The organism is Porphyromonas somerae, assembly GCF_022845615.1.
GTDB lineage: Bacteria > Bacteroidota > Bacteroidia > Bacteroidales > Porphyromonadaceae > Porphyromonas_A > Porphyromonas_A somerae.
The window spans coordinates 435,946-451,299 of record NZ_AP025559.1; the positions used below are offsets into that span (position 1 = coordinate 435,946).

Annotated in this window: 10 protein-coding genes and 2 tRNA genes; 6 read left to right on the top strand and 6 right to left on the bottom strand. The window is 48.8% G+C overall.

All coding sequences use genetic code 11. The annotated features are described in order from the left end of the window. Nucleotides 1–82: 82 nt before the first annotated feature. On the top strand, nucleotides 83–2,089 hold the full coding sequence (locus MWL85_RS01925) for an Ig-like domain-containing protein (protein ID WP_244401215.1): 2,007 nt from the start codon (nucleotides 83–85) through the stop codon (nucleotides 2,087–2,089). A 128-nt stretch (nucleotides 2,090–2,217) separates the two neighbouring features. Here MWL85_RS01925 and MWL85_RS01930 read toward each other — a convergent pair whose 3' ends face one another. After that, nucleotides 2,218–4,419 (bottom strand): RelA/SpoT family protein, encoded by a 2,202-nt coding sequence (locus tag MWL85_RS01930; protein ID WP_244401216.1) that lies wholly within the window; start codon nucleotides 4,417–4,419, stop codon nucleotides 2,218–2,220. A 317-nt stretch (nucleotides 4,420–4,736) separates the two neighbouring features. Here MWL85_RS01930 and MWL85_RS01935 point away from each other — a divergent pair, with 317 nt between their 5' ends. The 5 genes from MWL85_RS01935 to MWL85_RS01955 all read left to right on the top strand — a co-directional run bounded on the left by MWL85_RS01935 (nucleotide 4,737) and on the right by MWL85_RS01955 (nucleotide 9,353). Next, a complete protein-coding gene (locus MWL85_RS01935; protein ID WP_244401217.1) occupies nucleotides 4,737–5,924 on the top strand; it encodes a hypothetical protein in 1,188 nt (395 codons plus the stop codon). Nucleotides 5,925–5,960: 36 nt separating this feature from the next. Continuing rightward, nucleotides 5,961–7,625, top strand: coding sequence for a hypothetical protein (locus MWL85_RS01940; RefSeq protein WP_244401218.1), 1,665 nt, complete (start codon nucleotides 5,961–5,963; stop codon nucleotides 7,623–7,625). A gap of 152 nt (nucleotides 7,626–7,777) precedes the next feature. Continuing rightward, entirely contained in the window at nucleotides 7,778–8,410 is a 633-nt protein-coding gene (gene pyrE, locus MWL85_RS01945) for an orotate phosphoribosyltransferase (RefSeq protein WP_317221527.1), read from the top strand. Nucleotides 8,411–8,430: 20 nt separating this feature from the next. Next, nucleotides 8,431–8,859, top strand: coding sequence for a hypothetical protein (locus tag MWL85_RS01950; RefSeq protein ID WP_018029239.1), 429 nt, complete (start codon nucleotides 8,431–8,433; stop codon nucleotides 8,857–8,859). A 29-nt stretch (nucleotides 8,860–8,888) separates the two neighbouring features. Next, nucleotides 8,889–9,353 carry a hypothetical protein gene (locus MWL85_RS01955; RefSeq protein WP_244401219.1) on the top strand — a complete coding sequence of 155 codons (465 nt, stop codon included), beginning with the start codon at nucleotides 8,889–8,891 and terminating at the stop codon, nucleotides 9,351–9,353. A gap of 212 nt (nucleotides 9,354–9,565) precedes the next feature. Here the strand turns inward: MWL85_RS01955 and groL are convergent, their stop codons facing one another. From groL to MWL85_RS01980, 5 genes are all read right to left on the bottom strand, one after another. Beyond that, nucleotides 9,566–11,191: a chaperonin GroEL gene (gene groL, locus MWL85_RS01960; protein ID WP_018029241.1), complete on the bottom strand. Its 1,626-nt coding sequence runs from the start codon at nucleotides 11,189–11,191 to the stop codon at nucleotides 9,566–9,568. Nucleotides 11,192–11,225: 34 nt separating this feature from the next. After that, nucleotides 11,226–11,501, bottom strand: a complete 276-nt coding sequence (locus MWL85_RS01965) for a co-chaperone GroES (RefSeq protein ID WP_018029242.1) — start codon at nucleotides 11,499–11,501, stop codon at nucleotides 11,226–11,228. Nucleotides 11,502–11,688: 187 nt separating this feature from the next. Further along, a tRNA-Asn gene (locus tag MWL85_RS01970) sits at nucleotides 11,689–11,762 on the bottom strand. Between the two features lie 45 nt (nucleotides 11,763–11,807). Then, a tRNA-Asn gene (locus MWL85_RS01975) sits at nucleotides 11,808–11,881 on the bottom strand. A 151-nt stretch (nucleotides 11,882–12,032) separates the two neighbouring features. Next, the gene (locus MWL85_RS01980; RefSeq protein ID WP_244401220.1) at nucleotides 12,033–14,633 is read right to left on the bottom strand and encodes a TonB-dependent receptor; all 2,601 of its coding nucleotides are present in this window, start codon (nucleotides 14,631–14,633) and stop codon (nucleotides 12,033–12,035) included. Between the last annotated feature and the right edge of the window lie 721 nt (nucleotides 14,634–15,354).

A 15,354-nucleotide genomic window follows, 5' to 3' on the forward strand; every position in this document is an offset into this window, starting at 1 on the left:
AAAAAATAGCAATCTCTCCTTAATACCCCTCCCAATTGCTCGGAATTGACTAATTTTGTATCGTATTCTGTTTGATAATGATATGAATAAAGATAGTATTCGGACCGTCCAACTGGTCCTCACCCCGCTTCTACTCCTCATAGGGATGCTCTATGGGTGTGCCAATCGTGTGGCTCCCGATGGAGGCCCATACGATGTTACGCCGCCAAAACTAGTTGGCGCCAAGCCCGAGGATAAGGCGCTCAATGTGACTAAAAAGAAGGTGGTGCTTACCTTTGACGAGTACGTACAGATAAAAGATGTCTCTAGCAAGGTAATCATTTCCCCACCACAGCTCCAGCAACCAAAGATTATGGCGGTTGGAAAGCGGGTCACCGTTGCCTTGGAAGACGATTTAATACCCAATACCACCTACACCATTGACTTTACCGATGCCATTGTGGATAATAACGAAGGGAATCCTCTTGAAAACTTTTCTTACGCCTTTAGTACTGGCAATGAAATTGATACCATGGAGATCTCGGGTAAGGTACTCAATATCCGTAACCATGAGCCGATGCAAGGCCTATTGGTCGGAATACAGTCAGATAGTGCTGGTTGGAATGCCTTTACCGATACTACCCTTCTCCGCATGAGTCGCACGGGCGATAGAGCACAGTTTGTGATGCGAAATATCAAAGAGGGCAAGTATCGGGTCTACGCACTCAAGGAGAGCGACGGCAACTACCGACACGATATGCCTACGGAGGGGATTGCTTTCCTTGATAGCCTCATCACCACTACCAGTATGGCAAGCACACGGCAAGATACTCTTTGGGTGGATAGCCTCACGATTGATACCATTAAGACAGTACCCTACACCCGCTATCTGCCTGATGACTTGGTGCTCATGTACTACGAGCCACAGACACCACGGCGATATATCAGCAAGCGTGAGCGTCCCGATTCAATGCAGATAAAGCTCACTTTCAACCTGCTTCCAAAGGAGGGGATTGAGGTCAAGGCCTTGGAGCTAAAAGACTCCCTACTCAGGGAGGTAGAGGGCACTCCGCCTATTTACGATCTCAATCAGGAGAAGCACGAGGCCACTGCCTTCTTCACCGACCCACACTGGAAAGGAATTAATCAGTTTGTAGTTAGTTACCAATCGGTAGATAGTCTCAACTTGCCTACTCAGGTGAGCGATACCCTAAAACTGAATCTCCCTAAACCGCCAAAAAAAGAGACTAAAGAGGAAAAGGAGGAGACGAAAGAAAAGGACAAAAAGTCTAAGCTGACCATCAGGATAGAGCACAAGGGCGATGGAGGGGTCAACGACTCCATACTCTTCCACACCTCACTGCCTATTGATACTACTGCCTTTAAGGCCTTTGAGCTATTCAATGCCAATGACAGTATCCTTAAGCCTCTGCCTATAGACTCTATCTGGATGCTTCCCGATCGTGCTACTAGCGGTATGATTAAGGCTCGCTTGCAATACAATACCTCGTACGAGCTCTACGTGGATAGTGCTAAGTTTGTTGATGTCTATGGACATCACCTTGCCGAGACTGCCGTTGATGCTTTTAAGACACAGCCCAAGGAGGAGTTTGCACAGCTCACTATTGATATTTCGGGCGTTGAGGGTCCCTTTATTGGCGAACTACTAAGCACAGATGATAAGCCTATTCGCACCATTGTCACCGACCAGTCGAAGATACTATTTGCCGACCTAAAGCCGCAGAAGTATGCCTTCCGACTGATCATTGATAGCAATGGTAATGGACAGTGGGATCCAGGTAGCTACCGCGATAGCATTCAGCCTGAGCAGGTCTACTATATGCCTAAGATACTGGAGGTGATGAAGAATTGGAAGGTCACTGAAACCTTTACTCCACTCACTACACCTATAGACCAGCAAAAGCCAAAGGAGATGATCAAAAATAAACCGAAGGCAACGGAGCGGAAAGACCGCAACAAAGAGCGTGAAGAAGAGCTGAAAAAGCGGAGAAGTGGCGCAGGCGATCAAGGTGGCATGAACACCAGCATGGGTGGCATGGGCGGACTAGGTGGACTAGGTGGTATGATGCCAGCTGGTAGTCAGTACTAGCCACATGTCGTGCAACCTTTATAAAAGAGGCGGGAGTGCACCTAGGTGTTCTCCCGCCTCTTCACGTATGTGACCTAGCCTGAATCCCGAAAGCAACGTAGCAGATTGCCTTCGTGCAACAGTCTCAGTTATAGACGCTCCACGCTCTTGACCCCACTCACCTCTCGCACTGTTTTGAGGAGAGTATTCACCTGAGAAGGATTATGGAGGTGCAGATTAAGCAGAGCTTGAAAGAGTCCATCGGCCGACTTAATGCTGTAGTCTCGGAGAGTCACTCCCTCTACCGTTGCTACTTGATTGACCACCGAATGCACAATGCTCAGGTTGTCGTGCCCTACCACTCTCAGCACAATCTCCACTCCCTGTCTAGCATCTCCCTTCCATCGTGCCTTGAGGATTCGATATCCGAAACGATTAAACATATCTAGGGCATTGGGGCAGTCCATACGATGAATCTTTATTCCCGAGCGAGAGACAAAGGCAAAGATCCGGTCGCCATAAATCGGGTTACAGCACTTGGATAGCTGGTAATCGACGCCCGAGATGCCATTATCAATGGTCAGAATATTGTCATCCTCTTCCACTATCTTCTCAGCCTCTGTACGGGCAATGTATTTATCAGCTGATAAGGGACCCTCATCACTCCCTTGCGAAGGTGCCTCCTGAGCCTGCTTGTACTCATCAAGGAAAACATTGAGGTCTATCCTCCCTTCATTTACCTCGTGAAAGAATTCACTCGTCACCTTAAACCCCTTTTTCTTCAAAAGGCGGACGAATAGTGCCTCATCATACTCCAGCTTGCGATTGCGCATACGTCGATGCATCTCCTCTTTGGTGATCGCGATGGCTCGCTCCGACTCCACTCGTAGAGCTTGGCGGATCTTGGAGCGTGCTTTACTGGTCACCACAAATCGGAGCCAATCGGCACTCGGTGTTTGGTTGGAGGAGGTATTGACCGAGACGGTATCGCCATTATTGAGGGGTTGCCGAATACTTACATTCCGCCCATTGACCTGGGCAGAGACCGTCTTCGCCCCCAACCCGCTATGGATAGCATAGGCAAAGTCGAGCACGGTTGCCCCCTTAGGGAGCTTCACCAAGTCTCCCTTTGGGGTAAAGACATAGATCTCCTCATCGTAGAGGTTCATCCTAAAGTTTTGGATCAGCTCCTCGGGGCTTGCCGACTTATTTTCCATCGCTTGTCGCACACTGGTCATAAAGTCATCTAGCCCCGTTTCACTCTTCACCCCCTTGTACCGCCAGTGAGCTGCCAGCCCCTTCTCAGCGATTTCATCCATACGCTCGGTGCGGATCTGTACCTCTACCCACTTCTGCTCTGGACCCATCACGGTGATATGGAGGCTCTCATACCCATTGCTCTTGGGTATGGAGAGCCAATCCTTTAGTCGCTTAGGATTGGGCTGAAACATATCGGTGATAATAGAGTAAGCTTTCCAGCATTGGCTCCGCTCTTCCTCAAGAGGAGCGTCGAGTATCACCCGGATGGCAAAGAGGTCGTAGATCGCTTCAAACTCTATCTTTTGCTTCACCAGTTTATTGCGGATCGATGAGATGGACTTTGTTCGTCCCTTAATAGAAAACTTCAAGCCCACCGCCTTCAGAGCCTTCTCTACAGGCTCTATAAACTTAGCGATATAGGCATCACGCGACCGCTTGGTCTCTGCTAGTTTATCTTTGATAAAGTTGTAGGTGCTTCTATCGGTGTACTTCAAGCACATATCCTCCATCTCACTCTTGATACTGTAAAGCCCCAGTCGGTGAGCCAAAGGTGCGAATAAAAAGGAGACCTCAATGCTGAGGTCGGCTTGTCCTTCGGCATCAAGGTGCTTATCGGCGAGTCTCAATTGCACCAAACGGTCGGCAATAAGGATCAAAATGATCCTCACATCCTCGGCGAAAGAGAGGAGAAAGTGACTAAAGTTGTCACTCGTTATCACTGTGCTCTTGGAGTAAAGGTCACCCACCTTCTGCAGAAGCTCAACAAGGTGTAGCACATCCTCTCCAAAAAGTTCTCGCACTCGTGATTCTTTCACAGCACCTCTCTGCACTGGTAGCTGTAGAAGTAATGCAATGATGCTGGCACCACCAACACCAACCTCCTCGGCAAGTGCTATGGAGGTCAGTAGCTTTTGCGAGAGCAGTGGTAAGCCAAAGCGATCCATCTCCCCTCTTGTCTCCAGCTCGAACGATTGCAGGATAGGGACTAAATCCTGAAGCTCCTTATCCGAAAGGTCGTGAGGTAGCTCTGCTAGCCTCTCTAGTAGTAGGTCCAATGAGACCAACTTATCCAATTCCTTATACCTCTTCATCTCTCCTGAATTTACCAGCGTCACCAACTAATTGTATGCTAAGGTACAAATTATACTTCAATTTGCCACAATTAAAGGGGAGGGTGGAGCTACTCATTTCTATTTTCACTCATTAATGTATGAGAAAAGAAAAGGGGAACTCTACCTTTGGATTAAACCAACCACTATATATATGAGTCATAAGAACAGAAAAAGACCCTTAAGAATACATAAAAGCGGTCAAAGTGTTTATAGGATTACAAAATAATGGTATCTTGCGTGTAGCAATTGACATTAATAAGCAAGTTTAGAACAGATTTACAATAGGAGGAAATATTATGAAGAGGTTTGACTTATTAGCAAGAGGGCTCTTACTGCTCTTTATCGCTTCGCCTATGGTTTCGATTGGTGCCAGCGCACAAGACGATGCCTACCTTACCCCTTCGAGAGCTAGGGAGTTGCGGAAAAAGGAGGCAGCCGAAAAAGCAGCCCTTCAGAAGAGAATGGAGGAGAAACGTGCCGCCGAAATGGCTAGAAGAGAAAAGGCACGTGCCGAATATCAAGAAGATGTCAAGGATTGGTATAATCGGAGAGATATGAAGGTAACCATCGAGGAGATGGAGGAAAATCTAGACCAACTTGATGGCACTACCGACGCCCGAGCAAGAAAGGGCGGTAAGTACAGCAATCGGATACGCCGTTTCGACCGTCCGAATGAGGATAGGATAGTCCTCCAAAATGTACAGCAAGTCTATGTGCTAGATAGCTACGACTACTACGACCCTTGGACCAATAGCTACTACGGTAGAGATTGGAATAGTGGGGTCAATATCATCATCAACCAAGGGGCTCCATGGAGATCCACTTGGGATTACTACGGCTATGGACGCTGGGGTGCCCCTTACTACTATGGCTACTACAGTTGGTATGACCCATGGAGTAGCTATTGGTACGACCCTTGGTACTATGGAGGCTCTAGATACTACTGGGGCTACAGACGTCCTTGGGGTGGCTTCTACGCCGGCTGGGGTGGCTACTATGGCGACTACTACGGTGGTTACTATGGAGGCTATGCCAATAGCTATTGGAATGGCTACAGCGATGGCCGATACGATGGTCGTCGGGATAGATACTACAGCACTCCTCGCTCTAGCTATGGCAGAAGCACAGGTAGGTACTATGATAGAACCTCCCACAATGCTATCTACGGACGTGCCCTTGGCAACTCAAGCCGCACAGTAGAGGGCTCGGGCTACTACGACCGCAGTACCCGTAGCTTCAGCAATTACGAAAACGCTAACCGCAATAACAATAGATACAACAATCGAGGCTACAATAGCAACAACCGAACGAGTCGCTGGGATAGAAATGCAGCTAATCGCAATTCTAGCTACGATAGAAATAGCACCTACTCTGCACCTACCCGCAGCAGTGGCTCCTACAGCTCACCATCGAGAAGCACTAGTAGCAGCAGTAGCTCATCAAGCAGTGGTACCACTCGCACTACTACAGGGCGCCAGAGATAAGTATCAATAACCCTTTACTAATAGAAAGGTATACCAATGAAATATACATATAGATTCTACTTATTACTCCTAGCAACTACGCTAATAGGCACCTCCAATCTTTGGGGGCAAGCCTCATCAGATGCATATCGCAATGTCCAGAACGGAGTAACTGGGACCGCACGAACCAAAGCGATTGGTGGTGCAGCAGGTGCCATCGGAGCCGATGCTGGAGCAGTTTATACCAACCCTGCTGGCTTGGCCTTGCTATCTCGCTCCACATTTGGGATAGGTATGGACTTTGGAACAGACAATAGCTCGGTAACTACAGGTGATCAGACCATTGGTCGCACTCTAGGCCTCTCAGCACTGAATAACATCTCATACTTCAGCCGTGGGTATCATATTCCAACTAATGGCGATAACTACCTAAAGCTCAATTATGGTATATCCTATGGGCGGGAATACAATTATAAAAGGGACTATGAGATGAACTCCTTTGCCCCTAGGTTTAGCATTACAGATCTCATATCAGGTAAGGCTAACTATTTGGGCTTAGGGAAAGAAGCCTACATCAGGACAAAGACCTATGATCCATTTCAGTCCAATGTCAACCCTATGGTGGCACTTGCCTTAAATGGAGATATCATTGAGTTTGCCGAGGTGAAAGACAATGCAACGGGCAACATCATAAGCCAAGGATACAACACAAAGTTTAACGACAAAGAGACGCTCATCCCTTGGAAAATAAGAAGTAGCAATCTCAATGTCAGCGAGCGTGGGCATCGCAACTATACCGACTTCAACCTCGGTATGAATCTAAATGATAGATACTTCTTTGGGGCCGCATTGAGACTTGGAACTATGACCTACAGTCGTGCTTCAATGCTTCGCGAGGATTTTGATGATAGGAAAGACAATAATAATAGTTACTTGGAGTATGGCACTAGCCTTGATGTTACTGGTAGCTCTATAGCTCTCAACTTAGGTTTTTTGATGGCCATTGGCGACTATGGTCGTATAGGTATCTCCTACTTAACGCCTCAGTATGCTCAATATAAAGAGCTGTACTCAGGCACCGTAGCTAGCTGGCACAATGGCATTAAAAACCCTGATGACCGCTACTACACCTTCCCTACTGATGAGTATAGAAGTGACTATGCCATGATCACTCCAGGGAAGCTAACCATAAGTGCTATGGCGTTCCTCTCAAAGTATGGAATGGTCTCTTACGACTTCCAATACCGCAATCTTGGTCACTCCAAGATACTGCTTAGCGGTGCTGGAGTGAGTGGCGTTTCAGACTTCATCAAGGAGGATTATGGGGCAGAGCTAACCCATCGAGTTGGGCTAGAGGTAAGACCAATCAATTGGCTCTCTCTACGCACTGGCTACGCTTATACTGGCAATCCACTTAAGTCTGAGCCTCTTAAGAAGGAGGCTGAGGGTGGACTAGACTACGAGTATCCTGCTAGCGGTATGATTGCCGACTTTGTCCTGCCTCGTAACTACCAAGCCATCACTGGCGGTATAGGATTTAATATAGGAAGAAGTACTACACTCGACCTCGCCTATGTGCACGAGATTCGCAAGGAGAGAGCTTATCCCTTTACTGGTTGGACCGACCCTAAAGACCCTGAGAAATCCTTTATTGCAGTTAAGGGCGGTGACCTCAAAGAGACCAGAGGTAGCTTCGTTGCCAACCTCACGTTTAGATTCTAAGGCTACCAAAGCCTAAATAAAAAGGACCTCCCACCGAGGTCCTTTTTATTTGCCACAAAACTTCGTGCAACATTCTCTTGTGAGGTCTGTAGTTTGCTGGTTTTTGTGTACCTTTGGAGATGAGTGAATTAACTTTTTAGCACAATGATTTTATGAATGATATATCTAAGGTGACCGCTCGGCACCTCTTGAGATTGGAGGCGGTGAAGCTAAGTCCTAAAGCTCCATTTACGTGGGCATCGGGCTGGAAAAGTCCTATATATTGCGATAACCGTGTGACGCTCTCTGACCCTGAAGCACGCACCTACATCAAGAAGGCATTGTCGGAGACGATCCGCACCCATTTCCCTGAGGTGACAGCTATTAGCGGTGTGGCGACTGGTGCCATTGCTCAAGGGGCTTTGGTGGCCGATGTGATGGAATTGCCTTTTAGCTATATTCGCTCGAAGGCGAAGGACCATGGTATGGGCAATCAGATTGAGGGTCGTATTCTCCCTACTGATAAGGTGGTAGTGGTTGAGGACTTAGTGAGCACTGGTGGCAGTAGTCTTAAGGCAGTGGAGGCTCTCCGTGAGTTTGGCTGCGAAGTGCTGGGCATGGTGGCGATCTACACGCATGGTCTGCAGAAGGCCGAGGAGGCTTTTGAGGAGGCGGGTGTGACGCTACGGACCCTCAGTTGTTACGACGCAGTGATTGAGGAGGCAGTGGCGAGCCACTATATCTCTCACGATGATTTGGAGATGCTGCGGGAGTGGCGTAAGGACCCTGCCAATTGGGGTAAGTAATTAAGTAATAGTATTATAGTATGAATGTATATACCAGTAGACCGATTGAGATAAAAAAAGATATCCAGACCCTCTATGGTTTGGTCTCTAAGCCAACTAACCTACAGCCCATTATTGATAAGGCTGGGGACAAGGTGGCTGAGTATAAGATTGAGATCAGTGATGAGCAGATCACTTTCTTTGCCCCTGCACTGGGTCAGATAGGCCTTAAGAAGATAGAAGAGGTAGCACCCAATCTAGTGAAGTATGAATCCTTTAAGTCTCCAGTGCCACTTGCTCTACAGCTTAATCTCTCTGAAGAAGGTGCGGATAAGACCTTGGCACAGATACAAGTAGAAGTGTCGATCCCTCCATTCCTTGGTGGTATGGTGAAGGGTAAGATCACTAAGGGACTTGAAAAGGTGGCAGATCTCTTGGAGATGGTGGACTTCTCTAAGATTGGTCTTTAATCACTACTGAAGCAGTGGGGAGGTTGGTGGTGCGAAGATGGATGTCGCTCTTCGTATTGCTCTTTGCCCTTTTCTCGTGTGGGGAGCAGGGGATGGAGCTAGAGGCGGAGCATCCGCTTCGTCGTCTGCCTATTGCCCTGAGGGTGTCGCTTGACCATGAAGGGCGAGCCCTGCTAGAGCCTTATAGCTATATGCTCTATGAGCAACCTCTCTACCATGGAGAGCGACTAGGCTATATGGGAGTAGTGGTGGTGCATGGGGTGGGGGAGCAGTATGCTGCCTATGACCTTGCTTGCCCCTATTGCTGGCCAACGGAGGCGGCTGTGGTGCCATCGCTGAATAGTGCAAAGGGGGTGGTGATAGCGGAGTGTGCGGAGTGCCATACGGTCTATGACTTGGCATTGGGATTGGCACACCCTGTTGCTGGCCCTGGGAAATATCCGCTCTTGGAGTATCGTGTCTATCGCAGGGGTTCGCAACTGTGGATTGAATGATTGCTCGCCTGGTGCCTAATCGGACAAAAGCACCCTGTCGGATGCTTTCTTTGTGAGTGGGTGCCTAATCGGACGGGTCGGACAAGTCGGACAAGTCGGACAAGTCGGACAAGTCGGACGGGTCGGGCAGGGGAAGCGATGCTACTATAAAAAAAGAGAGCTAGGCAGACGATTGTCTGTCTAGCTCTCTTTGGTTGTATTAGGGTTTCAGCTTACATCATGCCGCCCATGTCGGGGGTTGGCATTGCTGGGGCGTTCTTCTCAGGGAGGTCGGTGATGACACACTCTGTAGTTAAGAACATACCAGCGATGCTAGCTGCATTCTCAAGGGCTACACGAGCCACCTTGGTTGGGTCGATGACACCAGTCTCGGTGAGGTGCTCGTACTTGTCGGTGCGAGCATTGTATCCAAAGTCGCCTTCGCCATCCTTGAGCTTCTGTACCACTACGGCGCCCTCCTTGCCAGCGTTGGCTAGGATCTGACGAAGTGGCTCCTCGATGGCACGACGAATGATATCGATACCGGTCTGCTCATCATCGGTCTCGCCTTTCAGCCCCTCAAGAGCCTTGGTAGCACGGATATAAGCAACGCCACCACCAGGTACGGTACCCTCTTCGATAGCTGCACGGGTAGCACTGAGAGCATCCTCTACGCGGTCCTTCTTCTCCTTCATCTCTACCTCGCTAGGTGCACCTACATAGAGGACAGCTACACCGCCGGCTAGCTTAGCCAGACGCTCCTGTAGCTTTTCCTTGTCGTAGTCGGAGGTAGAAGCCTCGATTTGGTTCTTGATCACCTGTACACGTGCCTCGATATTCTCCTTGGCACCACCGCCATTCACGATGGTAGTGTGATCCTTATCAATGGTTACCTTCTCAGCCGAACCAAGCATCTCCATGGTAGCAGCCTCTAGGCTGAGGCCAGTCTCCTCGGAGATAACGGTACCGCCAGTAAGGATAGCAATATCCTCGAGCATCGCTTTACGACGGTCGCCAAAGCCAGGAGCCTTGACAGCAGCTACCTTGAGTGAACCACGCAGGCGGTTAACTACTAGCGTAGCGAGTGCCTCGCTCTCGATATCCTCTGCGATGAGCAGTAGGCCACGACCAGTCTGCACTACCTCCTCTAGGATATGTAGAATCTCCTTGAGGGTGCTGATCTTCTTATCGTAAATAAGGATGTAGGGGTTCTCAAACTCCACGAGCATCTTCTCGGTATTGGTAGCGAAGTATGGTGAGATGTAGCCCTTATCGAACTGCATACCCTCCACTACCTCTACGGTAGTCTCCATACCCTTTGCCTCCTCTACGGTGATAACGCCCTCTTTCTTCACCTTTTCCATCGCCTCGGCAATCAGCTTACCGATGGTCTCATCGCCATTGGCAGAGATCTTAGCTACGTGCTCAATCTTAGCTAGGTCGTCACCTATCTCCTTGCTCTGCTCACGGAGTGAAGCGACTACGGTAGCTACCGCTTTGTCGATACCACGCTTTAGCTCCATTGGGCTAGCACCGGCAGCGAGGTTCTTGATCCCTACATTTACGATGCTCTGTGCCAAAACGGTGGCTGTGGTGGTACCATCACCGGCATCGTCATTGGTCTTGCTAGCCACTTCCTTTACCAGCTGGGCACCCATATTCTCAAATGGATCCTCAAGCTCTATCTCACGAGCTACAGAGACACCATCCTTGGTGATATGAGGGGCACCGAACTTCTTGTCGATGATCACGTTACGACCCTTTGGGCCAAGGGTTACTTTTACTGCATTTGCTAGCTGGTCAACACCGCTCTTGAGCAGGTCTCTAGCTTCGGTCTCAAACTTTATTTGCTTAGCCATATATCTTTCTGTTGTTTTTATAGATTCATTGAAATTACTTCTCTATCACTGCAAGTACGTCGCTCTGGCGCATCATGATGTACTTAGTACCCTCTAGCTCTAGCTCAGTGCCGGCATACTTACCGTAGAGTACACGGTCGCCCTCCTTGAGGAGCATCTTCTCATCCTTCGTCCCCTCGCCAGTTGCCTTTACGACACCCTGTAGAGGTTTCTCCTTCGCTGTATCGGGGATGATAATCCCACTTGCTGTCTTCTCTTCTGCCTCAGCAGGTACCACAAGTACCCTATCTGCCAATGGTTTGATAGTCATATCTACTACTTAAGTTTATAAGTTATACATTCAATTGTCTTCATTCAGTATTAGGTATTATGAAATAAGCGTGCCAATGTCATTCTGCTGCCACTGGGTGACAAATTCGGTAGTGGTCTGTCAGTAGTTGGCTTGGGGTAAAAAGAAAGAGGTGACAAAGTGTCGCTACACTTCGTCACCTCTCTTGCTCTTCCACTTGGACTTGAACCAAGGACCCTCTGATTAACAGTCAGATGCTCTAACCAACTGAGCTATGGAAGAATCAAAAAACGCTCTTTCTCACCCCTTTCTTCCTAATAAAAGATGCTCTTCCACTTGGACTTGAACCAAGGACCCTCTGATTAACAGTCAGATGCTCTAACCAACTGAGCTATGGAAGAATTTCACGCCCGAACTACCCTTTGTTAGTTTCGTGTGGCAAAGATACCACAAAATTTGAAACCTACAAACCCTTTGCTTGAAAAAATCTGTGGAGAGAGATTAATTCGGCAGATAAGGGGTTAGGGTAGTGCTGGTGGCGTTACTCCTTTTTTAGATCTCTATCTTGAGGCCTGTGTAGATGGACCGTGGAAGGGTAGGACCATATATATAGGCACTATCGCGATTGCCTCCTAGGTCGAAGTCGTTTTGGAAGGCATTCAGAATGTTGTTCATCCCTACATAGACCTCAATGCAAGAGGTGTTGAAGATAGGGAAGTCGTAGCTGATCTTTGTGCCAAGGTCGAAGAAGCGTGGGGTATGCTCTAGGCGATCCCAGCGTGGTGCCTGCTCTAGCTTTGAGGTGTCGGGACGCTTGCCAGTGGCTACTAGCTCGCGGTCGATAATAGCTGCTTTTTGTCCTACCGTGACAACGTGCGGAGTGTACATCTGCCCAGTATAATTGAGGGTGCAGGAGATATTTAGTTTGGAGATGGGGCTGTAGGTAGCAGTGAAGTAGCCGTAGATATTGGGCGTGCGTAGCATCTCCTTGCTATTGAGTCCTATCTCGTCTCCATTCGGATTGAATCCAGCAAGGGCACTTGGTCCATGATCCTCTAAAGTGTTGATCTCTTTGGCAGTCTCCGCTGTCTCACCGAGTAGGGCGGTGCGGATGCCCCATTCCTGAGCTTCGTCCCACTGGCTCTTTGCTAGTGTGATGCCAGCTTGTAGGCTGAGCTTTTTCCACTTGATTTTTCCCTCAAGGTTGGTGCCGTATACCTGGGCATCCGAACCATTGATGCGCTCGTACATCTTGAACCCATCTTTGGATTGGTCCGATCGCTCTTCAGTGGTAAAAGCACCTACCAGACGGGTGTAGAAACCCTCTACGAGTAGGTTGGCTTGGGCTGACCCTAGGCTAAAATAGGTGTCGGCACTTAGGCTAAGACTATGGCTGTACTCTGGGTTGAGGTCGGGGTTATTAAATACCCTTTGCGACTCTCCACCCACGATGCTTACATGCAGATCTTCATCGAAGAGCTGAGGGGCACGGAATCCTTGGGCGTAGCTCAGTCGAAGATTGACTTGATCGGAAGGATTGTAGCGAAGGGTGGCACGTGGGCTGAGGATCGGCTTGATCGCTCCCTTGCTATTGCGTACGGCAGAGTGCTCATCTAGTCTGGCACCTAGCAGCACGCTCCACGCCTCATTGCCCCACTCCAGCTGTGCTATTTGGCTCCAGTTGTGGATCTTTTGCTCTACAGTTGGGTAGAGAGAGGCATTGCCTGTGTTATCAAGCTCCCAGGAGCGAATCGGCATCGTATCCTTGAGGTGGTCATAGGCGTATTCTGCACCGAGTAGGATTTTAGCGGGGGCGATGGGGAAGTGGTCCCAATCGTAATTGTATTGTAGCCCGGCTAAATAGGTGTCTCCATGGGTGTTCCCGAAGTTGACGCCAAATTCTTCTTTGGGAATGAAGCCAAGCTTCCCTACATTCTCTTCACCGATACCACCGTAGTAGCTCTGGCGTCTTACGACCTGACCCGACACGAATAGCTGAAGGTGGTGACGGAGGTCAAACGATTGATGACTGTACTTGAGCTGTCCGCTGTAGATGGTATGATCGGTCTGCTCTGTTACTGCAGCAGCGTGAACGGGGAGGTCCATTCGGTCGCCACCCCTACGGTATTCCTGTAGCGCATGGATCTCGGCACTCATCTTATCAAACTCTGAGAACCGAATATGTCCGACGGTGCCGAGGGAGCGTGAGCGAAGTTTGCCTAACTCACTAAAGCCATCTCCATCTTTATCCCACGGCTTGCGGTCTCTAGCTTGTCCGAAGACCACTGCACCGATACGTCCGTCGGCACCTACAATAGAGGCGTTGAAGCCTAGAGTGTGGTCGGGATCTTTCATCCCTGTGAGGGTGAGATTATTGAAGAAGCTATAGCTATTGGCTACAGGTGCCTGAGTGATGATATTGATCACTCCTGCGATGGCGCTCGAGCCGTATAGTGCAGAGCCACCACCTCTAACTACCTCTACGCGCTCTATCATATTCATTGGTAATTGCTCCAGTCCGTAGACTCCAGCGAGTGCACTGAAGACTGGGCGGCTATCAATCAGTATCTGGGAGAAGCGTCCGTCAAGACCATTGATGCGCACTTGGCTGAAGCCACAATTCTGACAATTGTTCTCCACCCTAATGCCTGGTTGGAAGGTGAGTCCTTGTGATAGGCTCACCGCATTCGCCACTTTGAAGACTTTGTCATCAATCACGCTGACCAGTGTGGGGGCGTAGCGGCGAAGGGTCTGCTGACGATTGGAGGTGACGACTACCTCGTTGAGGTCAAAGACATCTTCCTCTAGCTCAAAGTTCACCTCGAGTGTCTTTCCGGGAGCTACCTTCACTGTCCGTTGCTCGCTCTTATACCCAACGCCTGATACCTCTATAGTGTAGGTGTTGGGCTTGAGGTTGCGAAGGAAGTAGTGCCCCGATGCATCGGTGGTGGCACCATAAGGGCTATGCTTTATTTTGATGATGATGCCGATGAGGTGCTCACGGCTCTTTTTATCGAGTACGTGGCCTATGATATTGGCATCGGTGGATTGCTGGTTGCTCTCTGGTTCAGCTGCAATGGCAGGGGATATTAGCAGTAGGGTGGCGATCATAGAGAGCCACCATACTGGACTAATAAGCTTTACTTTTCTCATCTGGTTTTAAGTATCATTAGTTATGGTGCATCGGCTAGCTAACTTCCGACGCACAAAAAAATTAATGCTACAAATCTACTAGATAACTCTAAGATTTGAGTCACTACTTTTAGGTATTTATCAGGGGTTACGCATTAGGAGTATATTCATAAGTTAATGACTCTATAAAATAGGAGAAAGTAATGGCTAAAAAGCCCATTTATAATAAGCTGATATTCAGAGTAATAAGAAAGCGAAAACTGAGTTGCAACTAAGCGATCGACGAGTTGCAACTAAGCAAATGCCGAGTTGCAACAAAGCAATTGCTTAGTTGCAACTAAACTTTTGACCACTTTGAGCCTGTTGCACGAATGATGATATTCAAACTATTAAGGATAATGGAGTAAGGACCTCGGAGAGTTCCGTGCTAAATAGGCACAGGTCAAGGCACGCAGTGCCGAAGACCTGTGTATAAAGAGGTACCACACACCCTTGCGACCCCGGCCGAGGGGTCGGACAACCCTATCTCTAGGTCTGACCCCTCAGCCGGGGTCAATCAGGTGGTGAATATGCTCTTGCACACAGGTCGTTCGGGGCTAACGCCCCTCCGACCTGTGCCTATTTAAGAGGGACCTCTACCGAGGTCCTTACTCCATTATCCTCTACAACTTGTAAATGATCATTCGTGCAACTGACGCTTCTAAGTCTCTTTCTAATACGTAACCCTGAGGTATTTATTGTT

Bases quoted from the DNA above. Each gene is read 5' to 3' on its own strand.
- MWL85_RS01940 (WP_244401218.1), top strand. From the start codon at position 5,961: ATGAAATATACATATAGATTCTACTTATTACTCCTAGCAACTACGCTA.
- MWL85_RS01930 (WP_244401216.1), bottom strand. From the start codon at position 4,419: ATGAAGAGGTATAAGGAATTGGATAAGTTGGTCTCATTGGACCTACTA.
- groL (WP_018029241.1), bottom strand. From the start codon at position 11,191: ATGGCTAAGCAAATAAAGTTTGAGACCGAAGCTAGAGACCTGCTCAAG.
- MWL85_RS01935 (WP_244401217.1), top strand. From the start codon at position 4,737: ATGAAGAGGTTTGACTTATTAGCAAGAGGGCTCTTACTGCTCTTTATC.
- MWL85_RS01950 (WP_018029239.1), top strand. From the start codon at position 8,431: ATGAATGTATATACCAGTAGACCGATTGAGATAAAAAAAGATATCCAG.
- MWL85_RS01965 (WP_018029242.1), bottom strand. From the start codon at position 11,501: ATGACTATCAAACCATTGGCAGATAGGGTACTTGTGGTACCTGCTGAG.
- MWL85_RS01925 (WP_244401215.1), top strand. From the start codon at position 83: ATGAATAAAGATAGTATTCGGACCGTCCAACTGGTCCTCACCCCGCTT.
- MWL85_RS01980 (WP_244401220.1), bottom strand. From the start codon at position 14,633: ATGAGAAAAGTAAAGCTTATTAGTCCAGTATGGTGGCTCTCTATGATC.
- pyrE (WP_317221527.1), top strand. From the start codon at position 7,778: ATGAATGATATATCTAAGGTGACCGCTCGGCACCTCTTGAGATTGGAG.